Source organism: Brevibacillus migulae, from assembly GCF_004521915.1.
Lineage (GTDB): Bacteria > Bacillota > Bacilli > Brevibacillales > Brevibacillaceae > Brevibacillus_F > Brevibacillus_F migulae.
In genome coordinates this window covers 99,738-121,182 of sequence record NZ_SDKD01000013.1, presented here as the reverse complement: position 1 = coordinate 121,182, position 21,445 = coordinate 99,738, and the positions used below count along the sequence as shown (strand labels likewise).

The following is a 21,445-nucleotide window of genomic DNA, read 5'->3' as shown; positions in this document are numbered from 1 at the left end:
GAGGAGCGAATCTATGCATAGCCTTACACAAACGTATCATCTGACACTTGTCTTGCTTTCTTATGTGATCGCTGCGATCGCTTCCTATACAGCCCTTGATATGGGAGGCCGTGTAACAGAAGCATCGGGAAAAAGCAGGCATGCATGGATGTGGGGAGGCGCTTGTGCGATGGGGACAGGGATCTGGTCCATGCACTTCATCGCCATGTTGGCCCTGCACCTGCCAGTTACCAGCACGTACGACCATTGGATCGTCCTCATCTCGATCGTGATCGCTATCCTGGCCTCCGCGGTTGCCTTGTTTGTGATCAGTCGCAAGCAATTGGCCATGAGCAGTCTGTTCGTAGGCGGGGGGCTGATGGGGATAGGGATCGCTGCCATGCACTATACGGGGATGGCGGCCATGGAAATTCCGGCGCATATTCACTACGACCCGGTACGATTTGTTTTGTCGATTTTTGTTGCCATTGCGGTTTCTATCGTGGCTGTCTTGATCGCTTTTCGGCTGCGCCATGAGCAGGGGTCAGCTGCGCTGCGCAAGAAGCTGGCCAGCGGCTTGGTGATGGGGGCAGCCATCGTTGGGATGCACTATACCGGGATGTGGGCCACAACCTTTACACCGCATGAGGGCGCTATTTTTGCAGGCGGGAAAAGAATGAATGCCGAGCTGCTTGCGTATGCGGTCGGTATCCTCACTTGCTTTATTCTCGGTATCGCCATCTACCGGGCCATTATTGACCGGAGACTTGGGGAGTTCTTGAAAAAGGCGAAAGATAGTGAACAACGCTACAACTCTCTGTATCACAATAATCTGGACGCAGTCATTTCCTACAACCTGGCGGGGGGAATTACCAGCATCAATCCTGCTGCTGTCGCTACCACCGGCTATGACATGGATGAGCTGGAAAGTTTCCAAATCGCAACGAAGATGAGTCCGGATGATTGGAACCAGATTGTTCACTCCTTCCGGTTAGCGTCAAAAGGCATTCCGCAAAATTCTGATACGGAAATCCTCCATAAAAATGGCCAGAAAGTTGCGATAAACATTACCCATATCCCGATTGTGGTGAACGGAGAGATTGAAGGTGTGTACGCCATTTTGCGCGATATCACGGAGCGCAAACGGACGGAAGCGATCATCAACTTTCAAGCTTTCCACGATGAGTTGACCGGCCTTCCCAATCGCAGACTGCTTGAGCAGCAACTGGATCAGGGGCTGAAAGCGTTGGGGGAGGGGCAGTCGCTGGTCGTCATGTTTTTGGACACAGACCGCTTTAAGGTCATTAATGATTCCCTGGGCCATGGCTTCGGCGACAAAGTCTTGATCAGCATAGCGGAACGGCTGCGTGATTTGGTCCGCGTAGGGGATACGGTCGCGCGCATGGGCGGAGATGAGTTTACCCTCGTGCTGCCGAGCCTCTCCCAAGCAGAGGCGATCACGTTTGCAGACAAGGTCATCGATGGACTCGGACAGCCTCTCTTGATCGATGATATGGAGGTCCGGATCACTGTCAGCATCGGCATTGCGGTCTATCCAAAAGACGGCCAGGATATGACGGCCTTGATGAGAAGTGCGGACACGGCGATGTATGCTGCGAAGGAAAAAGGAAAGAATCAATACCGCTTCTATATGTCGTCCATGAACGAGCAAGTATACGAGCGCTTGCTGCTGGAAAACGAATTGTACAAAGCAGTGGAGCGGGAAGAGTTTATGCTGCACTACCAGCCGCAGGTCTCTTTGGCCACCAATGAGATTGTCGGCGTTGAAGCATTGGTGAGATGGAAGCATCCCGAAAAAGGCTTGGTTCCGCCTGGACAGTTTATCCCTTTGGCCGAGGAGACGGGACTAATCGTTCCGATCGGGGAATGGGTGCTGCGGGAAGCGTGCAGGCAAAATATGAGCTGGCTGGCAGAAGGTTTTCCCCCATTGCGGATGTCTGTCAATCTGTCTACCCGCCAATTCTGGAAGAAAAATATCGTGGAAACCGTTGCACAGGTTTTGGAAGAAACGGGGATGGATCCCGCTTGTTTGGAGCTGGAGATTACCGAAAGCATCATGATGGACGTCAACCGCTCGATCTCCACCCTGCAGGCGTTAAAAGAGCTGGGTGTGCATATTGCCGTTGACGACTTTGGCACTGGATACAGCTCACTCACTTACCTGAAACGGTTTCCGCTGGATCGCTTGAAGATTGACCAATCGTTTGTCCGTGACCTGTTACATGATTCTCATAATGAGGCAATCGTCGCTACGATCATCGCCATGGCTCACCATCTAGGCTTGTATGTGGTGGCAGAGGGCGTTGAGCATTTGGAAGAAGCAAACTTTTTGGTTGATCAAAAGTGTGATGAAGCCCAAGGCTACTATATCAGCAAGCCTGTCCCGGCTGATGAATTCAGGAAAATTCTTCAAGCGATGAAGACTGGGTAATTTGAAAAAGAGCTTCCGTTATGTGACGGAAGCTCTGCATGTTTTTTGAGGGTTTACTTTATTGACTGCGTGGTCAAAAACGGATATGATGCCCCTATGAGCAGACCAAGAGAATTCGATGTTGATCGTGCGCTGTGCCAATCCATGGAAATGTTTTGGACGAAAGGCTTCAAATCGACTTCGTTTGAGGATTTGACGCGTACGACGCAAGTGAAGAAACAAAGTTTGTACGGCGTATTCAAGGACAAGCGAGAATTGTTTTTAAAAGCGCTGGCGCTGTATCGTGAACAGAGCGTAGCCATGCTGGAAGAACTGGCCTCCCAGGAGGTGTCTCCCTTGCAAAAGCTGAAGGCCATTTGCGACGCTGCGCTTTATCCAAACGAGGAAGCCATGCGCCGCGGATGTTTTATGGTCAATACCGTGCTGGAATTCGGAGCCGACGATCAGGAGATCAACCGCGAGGCCGAGCTCATGTATAGTCAGGTCGAGAGAATACTCGAGAAGGTCATCCGCAGCGGCCAGGAGCGGCAGCTGATTACGACTCGCCAGAGCAGCAAAGAACTTGCCGCTTTTCTGAACAACGCACTTAGCGGCGCGAAGGTCATGGAGAAGTCGGGTGCTTCCCGGGAGCAGATCGATGAGGTGTTGCGTACCACTTTTGCGCTGATCGCACCGGAGAATGCGCGATAGAATCGGGCTTCTCGAACCAATGTCCGCCGCTGTGCGGAAGTGAGGAATGTGGGAAAAACGCTTGATCGACAGTAAGTCAATCGTCTGAACGGGCGAAACCGTGCAGATGCCGGATACGTGTGTGTATGTGAAATGCACACACGTAGATTTTTGAGGTTTTATTGACTGTCCAGTCAACAAAAAGGCTGATCTACATGTGATGAAGGAGGTGATGATTAGGGGGAGCAGCGAATCAAATTTTTTTGTTAAGTTATTGACCGCGCAGTCAATAAAAACCGCTACAAAGATTAAAATAATAATGTATTTGGAGGTTGTCATGAATTCTTCTCATTCTATTCAAGCATTGTTCCAACCGTTTGCAAACGGCAAGATGACGCTGTCTAACCGCATCGTGATGGCGCCCATGACCCGACAATTTGCTCCTAACGGCATACCGGGTCCGGATGTGGCCGATTATTACCGACGCAGGGCAGAAAACGGCGTCGGTCTGATCGTGACAGAAGGTACGGCGATCGATCATCCGGATGCGTCCAATCAAGAAAACGTGCCGAATTTCTACGGAGAAGCCGCGTTAAACGGCTGGGCAAATGTAGTGGCGGCCGTTCACGAAGCGGGCGGGCGGATCATCCCGCAGATTTGGCATGAGGGAGCGAGAGGCCATGTCGGTGATTATACAGAAGCGGATATCGCGGCGATCGTCCAAGCGTTCGCGCGTGCGGCATCTGAAGCCCGGCGGATCGGATTTGACGGCATTGAACTCCACGGCGCCCACGGCTTTCTGATCGACCAATTTTTCTGGGAAAAGACCAATCCGCGCACTGACCGCTACGGCGGCGACATGGTCGCGCGCACCCGATTTGCGGTGGAAGTCATCGAGGCATGCCGTCGTGCTGTCGGTCCGGAATTTCCGATCGTACTCCGCTTCTCGCAATGGAAGATGAGTGACTACACGGTGAAATTAGCGGAATCGCCGATGCTGCTGGAACAACTCTTGGCTCCCTTGGTCGAAGCAGGCGTTGATATGTTCCATTGCTCCACTCGCCGTTTCTGGGAACCCGAGTTCGAAGGCTCCGAACTGAATTTGGCCGGCTGGGTCAAAAAGGTGACGGGGAAACCGACAATAGCGGTCGGATCGGTCGGGCTAGACGAAGAGGATTCGAGCTTCTTTGCCGAAGGGAAGGGAGCGGGGAGCAGCAAGATAGAAGGATTGATTGAGAGGCTGCAGCGCGAAGAGTTCGATCTTGTAGCCGTTGGCCGGGCTTTGTTGGCCGATCCTGCTTGGGCAAGCAAGATACGCGATGGCCGGATCGACGAATTGATCCCCTTTACCCCGGAGGCATTGAAAACGCTGTATTAAGTTTCGCTAACACATTGGAGTTATCCGGTCAGCCTGTTGAAAACCTCAACAGGCCATTTTTATGCATGGCATGATCAGAAACACGCATAATTAGCTGTGATGAAGTCCGGTCACGGGAAGAGCACCAAGCCCCTGGGACGGATATAGGAGCTTTCGTTATGGGACGGGAGCTTTTTTTATGTTTCTTCGATTGAATTTGGTATATAATTTTATATTTTGGATGTGGTACTATATGTGCATGGATAATATGATTCTCGTCACTATGGGAGATAAGCAATTGTGGAGGGATAAAAACGATGAGCGTGGAAATAACAGCTCTGCAACGGAGTCTGGAGGCAATATTGGAGCATCGAGCTGCACTGCGTAAGGATTATGTCGATCGTGATCGTGAAATCGGCATGGAGATAAAAACGATTTTGAACCGAATCAGAGAATTGGAGGATAATGCTTCTCCTCGTACGGAAACGGAGAACCAAGCCCCTCAGTATGAAAGACCTTATCGGATGGATGTCCATCAACATCCCGCCCGCAAAAAAAGAGCGAGATACGACTATCAGACCGATGTGGTACCTGTCGTGCTGGAGCTGTTAAAAGAAAATGGAAAAATGAAAAGTGCCGAAATCATGCGCGCTTTGCACGAACGGCACAATCTGATCTTTTCCAATCCGACGATCGCGATGAACAGAATCATGGCGGAGGAGCCATCCATTCAAAAGATCGACGGCTACTATACCTATCAGCAGGTAGCATTGACCAATTAGGCATCGATTGGTAATATAAAGGAATACATAGTACACGGGAAACGATGAGCCATGCTTTTTATCTGGGCATCTGAAGCATGGGGAGTGAGTGATGCAACCGACCGACCTCTATTAGGGGTTGGTCTTTTTATTTTGAAAGAGGGAGAGAGAAGAAATGGTAAGCGCAGCTGTACTGCCAATCACGCAGAGAGAGTCGGCATCGTTGGAGCATGTGATCCGCACAGATCGTGGAATCGTCCAACGGGCAGAAGACGTCGGAATGGAAGTAGCATCGACCTTTTCTGACATGAATGATTCTACCTTGGTCGCGATATACGAGAAACAACGGGCAAGCTATCGCTCCGCAGCTCCTTTCTTCTATACCCCTTCTCGGGTCACCGCAAACCAATCGAAGCCTGCGGAAGCGTGGGAGACGTTTTATCAATGGAATCTTTCCTTGTATCACGCAGCAGGTACTTATACCAAAAGCATCGCTGAAGCTTTGGATCAGAACGCGGAAGTCCTGTCTGACGAGGATGTTATCCATCTGCAAGAACAGCTGCATACGTGGCTGCAGGGACAGCACCAGCAGCTAGCGGAAGGGCTGCTAGACGCGCCACCGGGCATCGCCGACAAGATCATGGATGCTGCCAGAATCGAGCTGGGGATCTACGGGTACTTCATGTGGAGAGACGTCCGCCAGTCCGTGCATGCACACAACCAAGCCGTTCCCGTAGCATGGGATATTTATGGGCAATGGAATGAACAATTGGCCAAGCAGTCCGAGGACTACCTGAAGCAGGTGAAAGGCCATGTGGATCAGCTGACGGGGAAGATCACCGACGAGCAGATGGTCCAAATGAACAAACAGCTTCAGGAATGGACGCTAGGTCAGCACAACCAATTGCAAGAGAAACTGTCAGCCAAGCCAGATGGGGTAGCGAGCAAGATCCTGGAGACGGCTGACCTCCAGCTGAAGAACCTCCGTGAACGGCTTTGGAACGAAGTCCTGCAAGCGATCAGCAAGCATAATCTATCGGTGCCACCGCTTCCACAGCCTTCTACCGGGTCTGCCGGCAGTGTATTTCACCCGCAAGTACGAAATGAGCGGTACGAAATCGGGTTTGGCCCCAATCGAGCCATCCTCGCCTTGCGCAACACGCCTTCCGTGAAAAAAGAGGATACGCTCTTTTATGTAGTCGATGCAGCGGGGCGCAGAAAGGCAGTTACCCTGACCTTTGCCGATTCTCGCCTGCAAAAGGAGTTTGTCGAGCGATTTTCCCAAAGCTCCTTGCGCGGGAAAGAAGTCTCCCTGGATGCATTCGAGCAATTCTTGAACCGTATGAAAAAGTCGATCCGCCACATTTCCGAAGCGGAGCTGCAGCGGCTCAAGTCGAAGATTTACAAGGAGCAGGAGACAAAGAAATTGGATGCTGCTGTGGCTGAGTTTTTGGCAGTGCTGAAACGAATGAAGCAAGCTTATTAGTAGGAATGATCATGACCCCTTCAAGAGGCTGCGCACCACCACTGAGTGAGCGCAGCAGTTTGGAGGGGTTTTGTGGCTCTCATGGGCTTGAATGAAAAAAGCCTTCCGTATTATAATGAGGAACAAGTACAAGTGATAATGAATATCATTGTACGTGAACCTCGCTTCATGAAAGGATACCGCTTATGGTCTCTACCGTTCCGTTGGCTTTGCTGGAAGATTTGTTTCGCATTCGTACGTCTGTCCCCACTGCTGCTTCGCAGTGTGAAGCGATACAATTGTTGGATGAAGAAAAAGGAAAAGCATTTCTGGAGGAAGTCGGAGCGACGCTAAAATCGCCCTCACCGGCAGTGACCGCGTCGATTTTCGTCAAACGGTATTTGGCGCTGGTCATGGGAGCGTTCTACAGCATGACGATGCACTCTTACGGACTGAACATCGCTTTGGAGAATGTGGTGCTGACGTCGGAAAACAAATGGAGCAAGCCGGAGTTTTCTTTGAAGGATCCGGAAGGGCTCGGGCCGCTTACAGGCGATAGAGGAGCATGGCGCGAAAAGATCGTGCGTCATATTTCCAATGAAAATTTGCAGCCGTTAATTTCGGCGCTGTCGGCACATTCCAAAGTCAGCCCCAATGTGCTCTGGTCCCATGCCGCGTATCTGATTCACCATTATTATGCGGAATGGCAAAAAGAAGCGCAAAGCGAAGAGTTGAAGCGACAGATCGAAGAGGATTTCCTCTATGTGAAGCAGATCGATGATGCCATGCTGTTTGGATCCTGTGAAAAGAACCCCATCAGCACGCAGTTCATCGAGATCGCACATCCGGCTAAGCCGGGTGAAATCGTTCGTCTCCGCAAGCATTGCTGCATGGCGTATCGCTTGCCGGAGGGAAAATGCTGTTATACCTGTCCGAAGCTGGATGAAGAAGAACGAATCGCGCAAATCCTGGAGCGCGGGAAATAGCGCGGCACGTAAACCATAAACAAGCCTGTCCACAAGCAGCGTCCTTTTTGACAAAGGACGCTTTTTCCCGTGTCTCCTCTTATTTCCTGCTCGCCAGTTTCATGGTATGATCCCCATATGCCATAAGTAAAATAGTTACATACTGAGTTTACTGACAAGTGAGGGTAAGGAAAATGGAAACGCATCTGGAACATGTCATTATCGGAAGTGTGATTTCGGCATTGTCGACAGGAATCGGTGCGCTCCCGATTCTGTTCTTTCGCGCGGTGACACATAGATGGCGGGATATTCTGCTGGCCTTGACAGCGGGGATCATGGTAGCGGCCTCCACCTTCAGCCTGATTCCCCAAGCGCTTTCCCACTCCAACGTATGGGTTCTCTGCTTCGGCGTTTTGCTCGGCACCGTCGTGTTGACGCTGTTGGAATTGATCGTGCCCCACATCGACCTGGAGCACAACCGCATGAATATTGCGATGGATACGCAAGCGAAATTGATTTTGGCTGCCATTACCCTGCACAACCTGCCGGAAGGATTATCGGTCGGCGTGAGCTATGCGAGCGGGCAGGACGGCTTGGGCGGACTGATCGCGTTTGCCATCGGATTGCAAAATGCGCCGGAAGGGTTTCTGGTGGCCCTCTTTTTGATCAACCAAAAAGTGAGCCGCGGGAAGGCCTTTATCCTGGCAACCATGACCGGCGCCGTGGAAATCGTCACGTCGATGATCGGGTATTTCCTCACCTCCTTCGTATCCGGACTGGTGCCGTATGGCCTTTCCTTTGCAGCGGGAGCGATGCTGTTTATCGTGTACAAGGAGCTGATCCCGGAAAGCCATGGGGACGGACATGCACGGGCTTCCACATTTTCCTTTATCATCGGGCTGCTGTTAATGGTTTGCCTGATCCAGTGGTATGGGTAATAAAAAAGTATGAATTTCGGCATCTTTCTCTCACAAAATATCAAGCTTTTACCGAAATTAGTAGTAAGGATATTATTTAAAGAGAACGTGGTATAGGGAGTGTCAACATGGAAAAGTCGACGTATATCGGTCTTGGTCTGAGTGTAATCGCGGTTGGTCTAGGTATGGTCCTCAAAGGTGCCAGTCTTTCCGCGCTTGTTAACCCCGCAGCTTTTTTGATTATCTTTGTCGGAACGGCGGCAACCATTTTTATTGCGTTTCCTATGAGCGAAATCAAGAAGCTGCCGAAATTGTTCGGTATCCTTTTTAAAGAGCAGCCACTGCCATCCAAGCGTGACCTGATCACTCAATTCATGAACTGGGCATCCATCGCTCGTCGTGAAGGATTGCTCGCCTTGGAAAGCTCCTCGGATGAGATCGAGGATCCGTTTCTTAAAAATGGCATGAAGATGATCATTGACGGGGGAGAGCCCGAATTCGTCCGTGATGTATTGAACGAAGAGATTCATGCGATTGAAGAGCGTCACCAAGGTGGGGCGCTGATCTTTACCCAGGCCGGTACGTATGCCCCAACCCTCGGGGTATTGGGTGCGGTAGTAGGTCTGGTTGCCGCCCTGGGGAACCTCTCCGATATTGAAAAGCTGGGTCACTCGATTGCGGCTGCCTTTATCGCGACTTTGCTGGGGATTTTCTCCGGTTACGTACTGTGGCATCCATTCGCCAACAAGCTGAAGCGCAAATCGAAGCAAGAGATTGCGATCAAAACGATCATGGTAGAAGGCTTGCTGTCGATCCAAGCTGGCGTTTCTCCGGCAGCCATTGAACAAAAGCTGATGGTTTACCTCCCGCCAAATGAACGTGTGGAAGCGCAAGCAGGGGAGAAAAAGGAGGAGGCTGCAGCGGCCAATGGCTAAGGGGAAGAAACACCATCATGAAGAACACGTTGACGAAAGCTGGCTCATTCCGTACGCAGACTTGCTAACCTTGCTCCTCGCGCTGTTCATCGTATTGTTTGCGACGAGCAAGATCGATGCGAAAAAGTTTGAACAATTGGTACAATCCTTCAATGTGGCTTTGAATGGCGGTGTCGGCGTCATGCAAAATCCGTCTGCGGTCAAGTATGACCCGACCCTCGAAAAAACGACGGTTCCGCCTAAAAAAGAAGGCGAGCAGGATGATTCCGAGCAGCAGAAAAAGTCAGAAGAGCAGAAAAAGCTGGAGCAGGCGCTGCAAAAGGAAACGCAGGATCTGCAGAAAATGAAGGCACAGCTGGATGGCTATATTCAGCGCAATAACCTGCAGGACAAGCTGCAGACGAAGCTGACCGAAGAGGGACTCCTCATTACGATTTTGGATAACGCGCTCTTTGATTCGGGAAGCGCCGTCCTGAAGCCTGAGGCACGCACGCTGGCCGCAGAAATTTCCAAGCTGCTGGTGCCTCATCCGAAGCAGGTGACGGTGACCGGGCACACGGACAACCGGCCGATCCATACGGCGGAATTCCCGTCCAACTGGGATTTGAGCACAAAACGTGCGACCAATTTCTTGAAGGTGCTGTTGGAAAACAAGTCGCTGGAACCTGCCAAATTCAGTGCGACCGGTAAAGGAGAATTCCATCCGGTAGCGGATAACAAGACACCGGATGGACGAGCGAAAAACCGGCGCGTAGAAGTAGCGATCCTGCGTGATCTCACTGTGAAATAGGAATTGGAATTCTATAATAGAGTAAGGTTTTGATTGAGTTTCTAATGCCAACATTGCGGCAGCCTTGGACCAGATAACAAAGTCCAAGGCTGCCGCTGCTATTTTATCGAGAAAAAGAAATGGCTAGCCTGGTAGTTTCCTACTCTCTCTATCGATCGGAACGGCTTGTTGAATGAATCTCATGCTGCATGGGTAGAACGGCAATTTGGCTAAGATGTGCGATTGTTGCATGGAAAATGTCCCTTTCTAGTCAAAGGAATATTCCATATGTTGACAATGAATATGAATCAGGGGGGATATTATTCTATGAAGGAGCTTAACTAGTTAACAAAGTGATAACTGACCCAGAGCAATGAAAAGAATTCAACAAAAGGATGTGGGCTTATTGGGAATTCGACCACCTTCCAAGGCAAATACATTTGACTACATTGTGATCGGTGGCGGAACTGCAGGAGGCGTGATCGCCAAAGAATTGACGGATGATAGGAGAACGTCCGTCTTAGTCCTTGAAGCCGGAACGAATCAGACGGCTCAGTTGAGCAGCCCAAACGTTTTAAATACCATTGCTTTGGCAAGTGATAATAAGTTTGCCTTCAACCTTTTATCGCGGACAGAGACTTTTGTTCAACGGCAGTTGATTACGGTAAATGGGAGGACCATAGGTGGAAGCTCAGAAGTTAACTTTATGTTTGCTGTCCGCGGGAGTAGAGAGCTGTATGACGAATGGGCAACCCTTTCTGGCAATGAACGATGGAGCTACGATCAAGTGAGTCCATTGTTTATTGAGAACGAAACGTATACGGGTCAAACACAAGAACCGAACGAAAGGGGAAGAAGGGGCCCCATATTTGTAAGACAACAGCATATACCTCCGAATGGAATCATCCAAACGTTGACAATTGCAGCAGCAAAGATATTGAACATTGCCATTGTTGAGGACTATAACACTGGCGTAAGAGACTGCACATTTTTCGCAAACCAATTCCTTCAGAAAGAGTTTGATGGCACGATTACCCGATCATCGACTGCAACCGGATATTTAAATCAGAGTATTGTTATTCAAGGCAATGAGCTTGAGCCAGATGAGATTGGGGTTGGAGGACGAAAGTTAGTCATCCTAGCGAAAACAACGGTAGACAAAGTCGTATTTCAGAAGAAGAATGGGCAGATGATTGCAAGCGGAGTCAAATATGTCAGGGACGGTATTTCGAATATAGCCTTTGCCCGAAAAGGTGTTATCGTTTCCGCAGGATTTTTATCCTCCGTTATCCTGCAGCGATCCGGCATTGGTAAATCCAGTGATTTGATTAACGCTGGGATTACACCATTGATAGAAAATCCAAACGTGGGCTACAATCTTCAAACGCAAGCATATGCCGGCCTGGGAGTCAGGGTGGACACATCGCAATTATTTCCAATTGTTGCAGCAGACCCGAATCAGCCAATTGCATTCGGTGCTTTTAAAGCTGAACAGGTGAATCGCTTGGAGGGCCGCCGACTTCAGATGCAAGGAGTCCCTGCTCCAATCTTTCTTCCTATTCAAGATGTGATCACGAATGGATGGGAGCTAGATTTAACGAAGCCTACCAATATTATGAGTTTTGGCATAATCGATCTTAACCCAAGCAGCAAGGGTACGATAATGGCAGCTCATAGCGATCCTGAAGCCCTACCGTCCTTTACCTTCAATCCCCTGCAGCCAAATACGAGCGATCTAGATTTTATGATCGATCAATATATAAACATGTACAACATTATTGTGGAGGCTAGAAATAATAACAGCGGCATTCATGAAGTGGTGTTTCCTCCAGAGCAAATCTTCACGCTACCAGATGAGGCTGAAAAAAGAAGGCAGCTTGGGAATTTTGTCAGAGCATCACTCTCCAATTTCTACCATTACGGCGGGCAATGCAAAATGGGAAGGAATATTCAAGAAGGAGTGGTCAATGGATTCCTGGATGTTTTTGGTGCCAAGAATTTAAAAGTCGCCGATCTTTCAATCGCTCCTATTTTGCCGGATGGAAACACATCTTTGCCTGCTCAGATGATCGGTTTAAATGCGGTTCGATTTATTCGAGATGAACAAAATTAAGAGCAACGTACGCAAACGATCCAGCAAGTGGAGCAAATATAAGATATTAAAAGGCATGAAGAAGCTTGCACCATTTTTGCCGGCGACGAAAAGACTTACAAGTCGGGGGCTATGGCATTTCATTGAAAAATACGGAACCTTGATGCTCAAACCATGCATCGGGCATTCCGGGTACGGCATCATTCAAGTATCCCTTTTGGAAGAAGACAGGTATGTCATACAAGCAGAAAACAGAAAGATCATATTGGACGGAAAGCAAGCTGTATATGACCAAATCGAAGAAATGACTCGGAATCGAAGCTATATCATGCAACAATGTATTCCTTTGGCCCAACTCGAAAAACGGCCATTTGACTTAAGAGTGGTAGTCAAAAGAAATAATCGATGCGCCCCCTATCGAGTAACAGGGATGTTTGCGAAAGTAGCTGAGGAAGGCTACATGGTTACAAACGTTTCCAGTCAAATCATTCTGGTCAAGACAGCGATCGAATATTCAAATATCGAGCCGGTTTCAACGCCATATTTGATAAAGAAAGTCAGGCGCGTATGTTTATTGGCAGCCAAACACCTGGGCTTTCATTATCCTTTGCAAAATATAATTGGCTTTGATATTGGTCTGGATGGCAATGCTCATGTTTGGATCATTGAGGCAAATTTTGAACCAAGCATGAAACCCTTTGGATTATTGAAAGAGAGAGCAAAGTTATACGATCCTTTCTCTTGACAAATTGTCGATCTGACAAACGGCGAAAGAAAGGCAAAGACTCTGACCCGTACGTACGGGCAGAGCCTTTTTTTCATGGGCGTATTAAGAATGAATAATAATCTTTATTCGTCCACAAGCTGCAAATTGAAAACCTCTTGCCATTTGACATTGCTGTAACCGATTCGCTTATAAAATTCATGAGCTTCCTTGCGGTGACCGCCTGATCGGACACGAATCTGCTGATAGCCCTTTGCTTTCGCCCATTCCTCACACTTTCGCATCAGCTGCTCCCCGATGCCTTTTCTCCGTGCCCCTTGATCGACCACCAGTCCGCCAATTTCCGCGAATGGGGCTGACTCGATTAACAATCTCCCATGCACATGAACCCAGCCTGCAATGTGGTCATTTTCCGTGGCTACGACATAGACGGCGTGATCGTCATCATGCGTTACCTTTTCAAGTCGCTTCAACACTTCGTCATGGCTAACCTCATACCCCAGCTGTGTGCATAGGGAGGATATGCCGGGGGCGTCGGTTACCCTTGCTTCACGAACGATCATGTGCGTCCATCCTTTCGATCCGTAATCCTTTCACCCAATGCCTCGCTCTTGGCAAATATGCTGCAACAAGCCCTGACAGCCGGCTTCAACCAATGAGTATACATGTTCAAACCGGCCAGTGTAGTAAGGATCTTCGACGTTACGCTCTGTTTGCTCCGGGGCAAAGTCAAGCAGGCGATACACTTGCTTGCCGGGTGTAAGCCATTTTTTGAGCCCTGACAGATTTTCCTCGTCCATGCATACGAGATAAGAGAACTGTTCAATATCCTTGGACTGGATCTGTCTGGCACGAATGGAGTCAAAGGCAATTCCGCGTTGTTTCAATACGTTCTGGGTTCCCTGATGCGGAGCTTCGCCTTGATGCCAATCCCCCAATCCAGCAGAATCGATCAGGAAATGACTGCTCAAGCCTGCCTGCTCCACTTGATGACGAAATACCGCTTCTGCCATGGGAGAGCGGCAGATGTTCCCCAGACAAATAAATAAAACACCGATCAAGAATGCTCACCTCAGTTCATCGTCATTGCATTTTCCAGTGCTTGACAATCGATTTGCGAATAATCATACGTGTGCAGCAAGAGCTCTGTCAATAAAGAGGAAAGAAAAAGCCGTCACTTGTCCGGATGGTTGGACAAACCCTGTGCTGGCAATCCGACCACTTATTTGGCAAATTGGCAAAATCCCAATCGATTACCAAGATTCAAGCATTGAGACTGTCTCTCATTGCCTGTACCATGGGTAGAAGGAGGTGGGATAAATGAAGAAGAGGAACGTGATCATCCTCATGATGCTAGCGGTCTTTGCATTCCTTTATCCGCTGGACCAAGCCGATGCAGCCGCCCAAACACTTAAGCCGGGAGCGACTTCCGGAGATGTATGGGATTTGCAATATCGATTGCAAGTACTCGGGTTTTATCCATATTCATTGGATGGAATCTATGGAAATAGAACAACAAGGGCTGTCCGCAGCTTTCAGTACCAATACGGTCTGCCTGCGGATGGAGTGGTCGGTGCGCAAACGTGGAGAGCGCTAAGAAAGTATTCGGTAAACGCGATAGAATTGGACTTGCTGGCAAGGCTCGTCTATTCGGAAGCGCGCGGGGAGCCGTACGTGGGGAAAGTCGCGGTCGCCGCGGTGGCCATGAACCGCCTGCAAACCAAGGATTTTCCCAAAACAATCCGAGGCGTCATTTTTGAGCCCTATGCATTTACAGCTGTCAATGACGGTCAGTTTTGGCTGACTCCTGACGCGAGCGCCTACAAAGCGGCTTGGGAAGCTGCACGCGGCTGGGATCCATCATCGGGGGCGTTGTATTATTTTAATCCCAATACGGCAACCTCAAAATGGATCTGGACACGTCCGCAGATTAAGAAAATCGGAAACCATATATTTACGAAATAAACAGGAAAAGAGGAATCACGGAGATGGCGGAGTGCCGACCGTGATTTCTCTTTTTTGCATGCAGGTTAACCATTTTTACGAAGCTGAAATATATCCCTGTGTGATCGTATTGGCATAAAAGAAGCAGAGCGACAGCACCGCGGCCAGACCGAGATAGGCGGCCAGCACTTTCCACTTCGTGCTGGCAGGAGCCTCATAGTAGGTGGTCAACCGCTGCAGCTGCTCGTCGATGCTCTTCAGCTTTTCGTCCGCGTCATGCTTGGCTCCTGCCAGGATGGGCGATGGAATCGGCTGGTTGGGATCGCTGTCGGCAAAGAGAACCGGCGTACGCTCCCATTGCTGATACAGCTCCCATGTGATCGTGCCATAAATCCGATCAATCTTCTGGCGATCGGATGCTAGGCGCTGCTCATCATGCAGAAAGGGGACATAAAAACGTCTTTTCTCCGTTCTTTTCGCGGTCGCGGACAAGTAATCACTGTACAAACGCTCGCGTGTCTCCCACGAAGAGTCGAGGGTCGGCCAGATGTCCAGCTCCCTGCGAAAGCGCAGCAGACGTTCCCTTTCATAAGAAAGTACTTGCTGCCGGTAGCCTTCGCGCAAACGTGTCCACCAGGTCAGAATGCCAAACAGCAGGATTAAAAACAGCATCGGGCCGGGAGAGAAATAAACAAACACGCCCAGACCGATCAGACCAAACAGCCAGATTTTGGTGGAGAGTACGGAAACGATGCGCCCTCCATCCAAAGGAGAGACGGGAAGCAGGTTAAACAGGTTAAGCATCGCGCCTACATAGATCACCAGGATCCAAAAGGGGTCCTCCGTCCACCAGTAAAGCGGAAAAGCCGGAAGAAATGAAAGCAATCCGGCGAGCGGCCCGCCGTAAGCCAGATAGGCTTCGGTAGCGGCATCACGCGGCTGCTCCTTCATGGCAATCATCGCGCCGACAAAGGGAATGAAAATGGCAGGCGAGGTGCGGATGCCTTTTCGTTTTGCCGCAATCACGTGCCCCATTTCGTGAATGAAAATGAGATAAATGATGGCAATTCCAAACTTCCAACCGTAAATCTGCCCGTACAAGAGCAGGGTGACAAACATCGAAAGAAAGGTCGCGCCAAATTTGGAGAATTTCAGCAACCCCCAAATCCATTTCAGATTGCTTAACAGAAAGGCGCCGATCGCCAGGAGCGCAGAGCGCTTTTTATTCATGCAAGTGACCTCCTGCACCAGCGAAAATATAGGATGACTGTAAGGATTCATACGAATGAAACAAGCAGAAGTTTCTCCCGCCTGTGCCTACTCCTCCAACCGGGGATTGTAGAAGGAAAATCCATACTCGCCGAGACGTTCATCGTACCTCAGGATTCCTCCGTCAAAATACCAAAAATCGCCCGGGCGAATGGTAAATTGCAAACCTTCCACCTGGAAGACGGCGTCTCCGGGAAGCACCTCGTCTTTTTCGATAGCAAAAAACAGTCCGCCTGTCCCCGGCCCCCCGGTCCGTGCGTACAGCCGCAGCGTATCTCCCGGCCGAAAATCCGCATACGTCTGATAAGCGCGAGCAAATGCAGGTTGAATCTCTAATTGAATGGACATAGATAGTGTACACCTCGATCGAAAGCTATCATGGGCGAACATTCGCTTGGCTACTATTGTAGCATACCCGTTTGCCAGCGGTAGCCCATTCGAGGATCAGCCATAAAGAAGCCCTGAGCCATGCAGGACTCAGGGGATGCATTTCCGATTAATCTTTTCCTTTGCTCACATCGATAGTGGGATGCATAAAGGGCACACCCTTTGGAGGGATATCCTGGAGCAGGTCACGGTTTTCCGGAGTATTCCAACCGATGTCGTTGGTCGGATGCACCCAGCGGTCTCCAGCCATGACCTCGGGATCTGTCTCGGTGCTCCATTGGTTTAGGGGAGACTCAGCGGAATCGTAAAAGCTGTCTCCAATCACGACGCCAAATTCATTGACGAAAGGTTTTTGCATATCCACTGAGGACTGTTTAAAATCAGGAGCGCTTGCCTGATGCGGAAACGTTCCATCGATGGCGAGGTTTTTTACCTCTGGATCCTTCTTGGATTGTTCGGTCATCCGTATACCTCCTCTGGCTTGGACCTCACCTACGAGTATGCGGAAATGCCAGCCGGTTTATGCGAGAATCCGCGCGTTGACCGATTTGTGACTTTTCTACCGGCCCAAGAGCCCAGCCCGGTTGCAGGCGACTTGCATATAGTGGTAGCAGCAAGTATTCGGGATATTGGCCGAAAGAGGAGGGGAAGTCAGTTGTTTGCCAGCATCATTATCCCTACTCACAATGCGGTCCATCGTCTGTTGTATACCTTGGCGAGCCTCAATCTGCAGTATGCCCCATTTGAAGAATTTGAAGTGATTGTGGTGGACAATGCTTCGACAGACGGTCTGAAAGAGCGGATTCGCCAATTTGAAAGCAACTATCCGCTGCGCTATTACAGAACGGTGACACCTGTGCCAGTCCCCCAGGTTATCAACGCGGGGATTGCCAAAGCGAAGGGCCAGATCGTCATCCTGCTGAATGAAAACATGATCGTTCCCCGCCACTTTGTCGGATGCCATATGCAAGCCCACGCACGCAAGGAACGGCTGGTGGTGGTTGGCGGTGAAACCAAGCGTATGTATTCCGTATATTACCCTTCTTTCAACGAAAGTCAGCAGCAGGAGTGCCAGAGCTGGCTGGAGCAGTATCCCCAGATCAAAAGACCGCATACATCTTCTGAGATCGTGCCGCTGCTTACCGAAAATATCATTGCCTCGGGCATATTGCCGGTGATCGGGTTGGAGCGGCCGCTTGACTCGAAGCGGGAAGCCATTCTTCACCGCTATGGACATCAATTGGAACGTTACCCCCATCTCTGGGCGCTGTTTCGGACGGAGCACGCCTCCATAGAGCGCAAGGCCTTTGCCCAGATCGGGTTGTTTCGCAAAGGCAGGCTGACAATGCGCCAGGTTGAGCGGGATATGGGACGCAGACTCTTGCACGCGGGTTATCATTTTGAGGTTGCCGACAAAATTATTCTTATGCAGCAGGAAGCGCCCTGCGTGCCAGAAAGCAAAAAACAGGGCTCAGGCATCATCCGGTCATAAAGGGGGGCTTCCGCTGCCAGTGGTGGGGGTGAGCATATTCCAAAACTCCGCTTCATTCTTCGCCCCGCTGTGGGTAANGGGTGAGCATATTCCAAAACTCCGCTTCATTCTTCGCCCCGCTGTGGGTAAGGACTGTCCGCTCCGCAGCAAATCGCGGGGGTGTGCAAAAAGTGGCGTCGCTTCGCAGCTTAGCCGGGTTTGCCCCCCTTTTTCCCGCGATTCACTGCTCCGCTGGGTCGGGCTTCGCAGGCGCTACGTTTTGGAATATGCTCACCCGCGTAGCAGAAGCTTTTTTGATTGTGAAATACGGGTAGTAGGACAGGAAGCTGAAAAAGCATAAAAGCTCCGTACATTGCGAGGCATCTTTGTTTATAGCTTACATAAGCAACCGCTGCGTGAGGAAGGGAAGGCCGGGACGGGCGGAGTTTTTTGCCACACCTACCAAGGTGGAGCTTGCGAAAACGGGACAGGCTTGTCGCGCAACCCCGTCGGTTGAATATGCTTCCCTGAACCCTTTTGCGCGACGTCCCGTTTTTGCGAGCGGAACCGGACTTTCGCTGCTTCCGTGTGGGTGTGGCAACTTCGCAGCCCCGCCCGGCCTTCCCTTCCCCCACCACAATGTTTGCACAAACCAAACAAAAGGCCACGCCAAAAGTCTGGCGTAGCCATATAGGCATGCGAACTAACGGTTTTCTTTCATGCGTTCTTGTGGTTCACTATTAATAGAACCGTTGGAACGTACGGCCTCTGATTGCGATTTGGGGCCTTGTATGTCGGCGGTTTTTCCGAAATCCTTTGCTTTATTGCGCATCTGATCTCCCTCCTCCTGCCAAAGATGCTTGTAGTATGACCAAAAGAGGCACAATGTAATGATAATGACGGAAAAGCAGGTGACCATAGATGGCGAAAAAACGATCCAAGCCACATCCATACGCACAATCCTCGCGTCAATCGCAGAACGCAGCAACTACCGAGGAAAAATCCGGACTGAGCCTCAAAGAGATGCTCGGTGACGATGCGCTGTCCAAGTTGAAAGCGCTGGAGCGGGACATGAAGGAAGAAAAAGCCCGCTTCGAGCAAGAGGAGCAGGAACGCCGACGCCGCGAGCAGGAAGAGCGGGAAAAGAACAAGAGCTTCGCCGAGCTGTTGGATGAATTTGATAAAAAAGGCGGAGGAAAGTACAGTTGATGAACGAAAAACCGGCACCACGGCCTGATACTTCCAAAAACGGGCTGCTAAAGCGGAATCAGCTGCAAGTAAAGGATGAATCGGTACGCGCGCGGGGCAAAGCGGTCTTGTCGCGCTTGGGGAAAGGGAAAAAGGAGAACCAGGAATAAGGGAATCATCCGTGGACCGTCTCTATGTCAGGAGGCGGTTCTTGGCATTTGTGGTTCACGAAAAGTCGGATCGAGCAAAAAAACTCCTGTTATTCTTTTGGAGAAAGGGAGGTCGTTTCCGTGGATATGCTGTCAAAGCTGAATGACTCGTTGACTTACATTGAACAAAATCTTGCCCAAGACATCGATGTGAAAGAAGCTGCAAAACTCGCCCTGTGCTCGGAATACCATTACAAAAGAATGTTCTCTTTTCTCGCGGGTATTCCGCTGTCCGAGTACATTCGCCGAAGACGCCTTACGCTTGCGGCCTTTGAGCTTGCCAACTCCGATATGCGTATCATTGATGTTGCCGTGAAGTACGGATACAGCTCGGCCGATACGTTCGCGAGAGCCTTTCACAGCCTGCATGGGATCACACCGTCCGAAGCGAGGACCAAAGGCCAAGCATTAAAAGCATATCCCCGGATGACCTTCCGGTTGACCATTAGAGGAGGCAGTGAAATGAACTATCGACTGGTGGAAAAAGATGCTTTCCGTATCGTTGGTATCAAGAAACGGGTTCCGTTGATCTACCATGGAGTGAATCCGGAGATTGCTTCCATGTGGCAGCAGCTGACAATGGAGACGATCACGCAGCTCAAGCAGCTGTCAAACGTCGAACCGTTCGGCTTGCTCAGCGCATCCACGAATTTTTCCGAGGGGCGCCAGGATTACGGAGAGCTGGACCATTATATCGGCGCGGCAACGACAAAGGAATGCCCTGAAGATCTGAGCATGCTGGAAGTGCCTGCCTCTGCCTGGGCGGTATTCGAAGCAGTCGGGCCGTTCCCGGACACGCTGCAGCAAGTATGGGGGCGCATTTATGCGGAATGGTTTCCTTCGTCCCTCTACGAACAAGCGGAAGGGCCAGAAATGCTGTGGAATGAACATAAGGATGTGACCTCGCCGACGTTTCGCAGCGAGATATGGATACCGATCAAGAAAAGAAAAGGAGAACAGGATCGCTGAAATAGGAGCGCTTCACCTGCCATGATGTTCCCCGTCACAATGTAGCAGGGATTTTTCCAAGCCTCTTCCCATATAGGTATTAGGAAGGGGAAGGGGGATGAAAAAATGGGGCCGGTCCTGCTTGTCATCAGTTTGTTCTGTATTGCCGTGGGTACCTGGAAGTTAATTGGCATGGTTAAAGAAAGGAAACCTGGCAGCAAGCCACTATGGGCGGCCGTCACGATTGCGGGGATTGTGTTGTTTCTACTGTTAAAATTGTTGACCGAGCTCGACATGATGGCATAAAGGCGATAGTAAGACACCCCCGGGCAGCTTTTGCCTAGGGGTGTTTTTTGCTTCGCGGCTGCAGGGAGGTGAGCATATTCCAAAACTCCGCTTCATTCTACGCCCCGCTGGGGGTGGAGAATGTCCGCTCCGCAGCAAATCGCGGGGGTGGTGCTTCTGTGGCTGCAGGGAGGTGAGCATATTCCAAAACTCCGCTTCATTCTACGCCCCGCTGGGGGTGGAGACTGTCCGCTCCGCAGCAAATCGCAGGGGTCCGCAAAAGTAGTAGCCGCTACGCAGCGCGAGCAGGTTGCGGCCCTTTTTCCTGCGATTCACTGCTCCGCTAGGGCGGGCTCCGCAGGCGCTCCTTTTTGGAACATGCTCACCAGCGTTGCAGAAGCTATAGCAAAATGCAAAATGCAAAAAGCGAAAAGCGAAAAGCGAAAAGCGAAAAGCGAAAAGCGAAAAGCGAAAAGCGAAAAGCGAAAAGCGAAAAGCGAAAAGCGAAAAGCGAAAAGCGAAAAGCGAAAAGCGAAAAGCGAAAAGCGAAAAGCGAAAAGCGAAAAGCTAAAAGCTAAAAGCTAAAAGCTAAAAGCTTGAAAAGATGCGTGCATCAATCGCCACGTAGGAAGGGAAGAGAGGGACGGGCGGAGTTTTTG

Annotated in this window: 24 protein-coding genes and 1 riboswitch; of the genes, 18 read left to right on the top strand and 6 right to left on the bottom strand. The window is 50.2% G+C overall.

Going from position 1 to position 21,445, the window contains the following annotated elements; genetic code table 11:
* Nucleotides 1-13: 13 nt before the first annotated feature.
* The 11 genes from EIZ37_RS16090 (at nucleotide 14) to EIZ37_RS16040 (ending at nucleotide 13,106) form a co-directional block, all read left to right on the top strand.
* Complete coding sequence (locus EIZ37_RS16090) at nucleotides 14-2,431, top strand: EAL domain-containing protein (RefSeq protein WP_134685780.1); 2,418 nt, start codon at nucleotides 14-16, stop codon at nucleotides 2,429-2,431.
* Between the two features lie 96 nt (nucleotides 2,432-2,527).
* Complete coding sequence (locus EIZ37_RS16085) at nucleotides 2,528-3,121, top strand: TetR/AcrR family transcriptional regulator (RefSeq protein WP_134685779.1); 594 nt, start codon at nucleotides 2,528-2,530, stop codon at nucleotides 3,119-3,121.
* Between the two features lie 316 nt (nucleotides 3,122-3,437).
* Nucleotides 3,438-4,478 carry an NADH:flavin oxidoreductase gene (locus EIZ37_RS16080; protein WP_134685778.1) on the top strand — a complete coding sequence of 347 codons (1,041 nt, stop codon included), beginning with the start codon at nucleotides 3,438-3,440 and terminating at the stop codon, nucleotides 4,476-4,478.
* Nucleotides 4,479-4,774: 296 nt separating this feature from the next.
* Complete coding sequence (locus EIZ37_RS16075) at nucleotides 4,775-5,239, top strand: Rok-like winged helix domain-containing protein (protein ID WP_134685777.1); 465 nt, start codon at nucleotides 4,775-4,777, stop codon at nucleotides 5,237-5,239.
* A gap of 28 nt (nucleotides 5,240-5,267) precedes the next feature.
* A riboswitch (cyclic di-GMP riboswitch) is annotated at nucleotides 5,268-5,350 on the top strand.
* A gap of 43 nt (nucleotides 5,351-5,393) precedes the next feature.
* The gene (locus tag EIZ37_RS16070; RefSeq protein WP_134685776.1) at nucleotides 5,394-6,704 is read left to right on the top strand and encodes a hypothetical protein; all 1,311 of its coding nucleotides are present in this window, start codon (nucleotides 5,394-5,396) and stop codon (nucleotides 6,702-6,704) included.
* 185 nt (nucleotides 6,705-6,889) lie between these two features.
* Nucleotides 6,890-7,669 (top strand): siderophore-iron reductase FhuF, encoded by a 780-nt coding sequence (gene fhuF / locus EIZ37_RS16065; RefSeq protein ID WP_134685775.1) that lies wholly within the window; start codon nucleotides 6,890-6,892, stop codon nucleotides 7,667-7,669.
* Nucleotides 7,670-7,854: 185 nt separating this feature from the next.
* Nucleotides 7,855-8,586, top strand: coding sequence for a ZIP family metal transporter (locus EIZ37_RS16060; protein WP_134685798.1), 732 nt, complete (start codon nucleotides 7,855-7,857; stop codon nucleotides 8,584-8,586).
* A gap of 107 nt (nucleotides 8,587-8,693) precedes the next feature.
* Nucleotides 8,694-9,500: a flagellar motor stator protein MotA gene (gene motA, locus EIZ37_RS16055; RefSeq protein WP_134685774.1), complete on the top strand. Its 807-nt coding sequence runs from the start codon at nucleotides 8,694-8,696 to the stop codon at nucleotides 9,498-9,500.
* Nucleotides 9,493-10,290, top strand: coding sequence for a flagellar motor protein MotB (gene motB / locus EIZ37_RS16050; protein ID WP_134685773.1), 798 nt, complete (start codon nucleotides 9,493-9,495; stop codon nucleotides 10,288-10,290). The genes motA and motB overlap by 8 nt, the downstream gene beginning before the upstream one ends.
* A gap of 385 nt (nucleotides 10,291-10,675) precedes the next feature.
* Entirely contained in the window at nucleotides 10,676-12,382 is a 1,707-nt protein-coding gene (locus EIZ37_RS16045) for a GMC family oxidoreductase (RefSeq protein ID WP_235828064.1), read from the top strand.
* Complete coding sequence (locus EIZ37_RS16040) at nucleotides 12,348-13,106, top strand: YheC/YheD family protein (RefSeq protein WP_134685771.1); 759 nt, start codon at nucleotides 12,348-12,350, stop codon at nucleotides 13,104-13,106. Before EIZ37_RS16045 ends, EIZ37_RS16040 begins: the two co-directional genes overlap by 35 nt.
* A 104-nt stretch (nucleotides 13,107-13,210) precedes the next feature.
* Here the strand turns inward: EIZ37_RS16040 and EIZ37_RS16035 are convergent, their stop codons facing one another.
* Nucleotides 13,211-13,648, bottom strand: a complete 438-nt coding sequence (locus EIZ37_RS16035) for a GNAT family N-acetyltransferase (RefSeq protein WP_134685770.1) — start codon at nucleotides 13,646-13,648, stop codon at nucleotides 13,211-13,213.
* 30 nt (nucleotides 13,649-13,678) lie between these two features.
* Nucleotides 13,679-14,146: a low molecular weight protein-tyrosine-phosphatase gene (locus EIZ37_RS16030; protein ID WP_134685769.1), complete on the bottom strand. Its 468-nt coding sequence runs from the start codon at nucleotides 14,144-14,146 to the stop codon at nucleotides 13,679-13,681.
* Nucleotides 14,147-14,405: 259 nt separating this feature from the next.
* On the opposite strand from EIZ37_RS16030, the gene sleB reads away from it, so the two are divergent.
* Entirely contained in the window at nucleotides 14,406-15,050 is a 645-nt protein-coding gene (sleB, locus tag EIZ37_RS16025; RefSeq protein WP_134685768.1) for a spore cortex-lytic enzyme, read from the top strand.
* A gap of 75 nt (nucleotides 15,051-15,125) precedes the next feature.
* On the opposite strand, the gene EIZ37_RS16020 is transcribed toward sleB, so the two are convergent.
* The 3 genes from EIZ37_RS16020 to EIZ37_RS16010 form a co-directional block, all read right to left on the bottom strand.
* A complete protein-coding gene (locus tag EIZ37_RS16020) occupies nucleotides 15,126-16,259 on the bottom strand; it encodes a site-2 protease family protein (RefSeq protein ID WP_134685767.1) in 1,134 nt (377 codons plus the stop codon).
* Nucleotides 16,260-16,346: 87 nt separating this feature from the next.
* Entirely contained in the window at nucleotides 16,347-16,646 is a 300-nt protein-coding gene (locus EIZ37_RS16015; protein WP_134685766.1) for a (Fe-S)-binding protein, read from the bottom strand.
* 148 nt (nucleotides 16,647-16,794) lie between these two features.
* On the bottom strand, nucleotides 16,795-17,148 hold the full coding sequence (locus tag EIZ37_RS16010) for a DUF3905 domain-containing protein (protein WP_134685765.1): 354 nt from the start codon (nucleotides 17,146-17,148) through the stop codon (nucleotides 16,795-16,797).
* Between the two features lie 45 nt (nucleotides 17,149-17,193).
* On the opposite strand from EIZ37_RS16010, the gene EIZ37_RS16005 reads away from it, so the two are divergent.
* Nucleotides 17,194-18,177: a glycosyltransferase family A protein gene (locus tag EIZ37_RS16005; protein ID WP_167568929.1), complete on the top strand. Its 984-nt coding sequence runs from the start codon at nucleotides 17,194-17,196 to the stop codon at nucleotides 18,175-18,177.
* A gap of 682 nt (nucleotides 18,178-18,859) precedes the next feature.
* On the opposite strand, the gene sspK is transcribed toward EIZ37_RS16005, so the two are convergent.
* Complete coding sequence (sspK, locus tag EIZ37_RS16000; protein WP_134685763.1) at nucleotides 18,860-18,988, bottom strand: small acid-soluble spore protein K; 129 nt, start codon at nucleotides 18,986-18,988, stop codon at nucleotides 18,860-18,862.
* A gap of 89 nt (nucleotides 18,989-19,077) precedes the next feature.
* On the opposite strand from sspK, the gene EIZ37_RS15995 reads away from it, so the two are divergent.
* The 5 genes from EIZ37_RS15995 to EIZ37_RS15980 all read left to right on the top strand — a co-directional run bounded on the left by EIZ37_RS15995 (nucleotide 19,078) and on the right by EIZ37_RS15980 (nucleotide 21,371).
* The gene (locus EIZ37_RS15995) at nucleotides 19,078-19,365 is read left to right on the top strand and encodes a YqkE family protein (protein ID WP_134685762.1); all 288 of its coding nucleotides are present in this window, start codon (nucleotides 19,078-19,080) and stop codon (nucleotides 19,363-19,365) included.
* Nucleotides 19,362-19,514 (top strand): hypothetical protein, encoded by a 153-nt coding sequence (locus EIZ37_RS26015; RefSeq protein ID WP_167568915.1) that lies wholly within the window; start codon nucleotides 19,362-19,364, stop codon nucleotides 19,512-19,514. The genes EIZ37_RS15995 and EIZ37_RS26015 overlap by 4 nt, the downstream gene beginning before the upstream one ends.
* Before the next feature lie 126 nt (nucleotides 19,515-19,640).
* On the top strand, nucleotides 19,641-20,522 hold the full coding sequence (locus EIZ37_RS15990; protein WP_407921147.1) for an AraC family transcriptional regulator: 882 nt from the start codon (nucleotides 19,641-19,643) through the stop codon (nucleotides 20,520-20,522).
* Nucleotides 20,523-20,627: 105 nt separating this feature from the next.
* Entirely contained in the window at nucleotides 20,628-20,807 is a 180-nt protein-coding gene (locus EIZ37_RS15985) for a hypothetical protein (protein WP_134685760.1), read from the top strand.
* Between the two features lie 120 nt (nucleotides 20,808-20,927).
* The gene (locus EIZ37_RS15980) at nucleotides 20,928-21,371 is read left to right on the top strand and encodes a hypothetical protein (protein ID WP_134685759.1); all 444 of its coding nucleotides are present in this window, start codon (nucleotides 20,928-20,930) and stop codon (nucleotides 21,369-21,371) included.
* Nucleotides 21,372-21,445 lie beyond the last annotated feature (74 nt).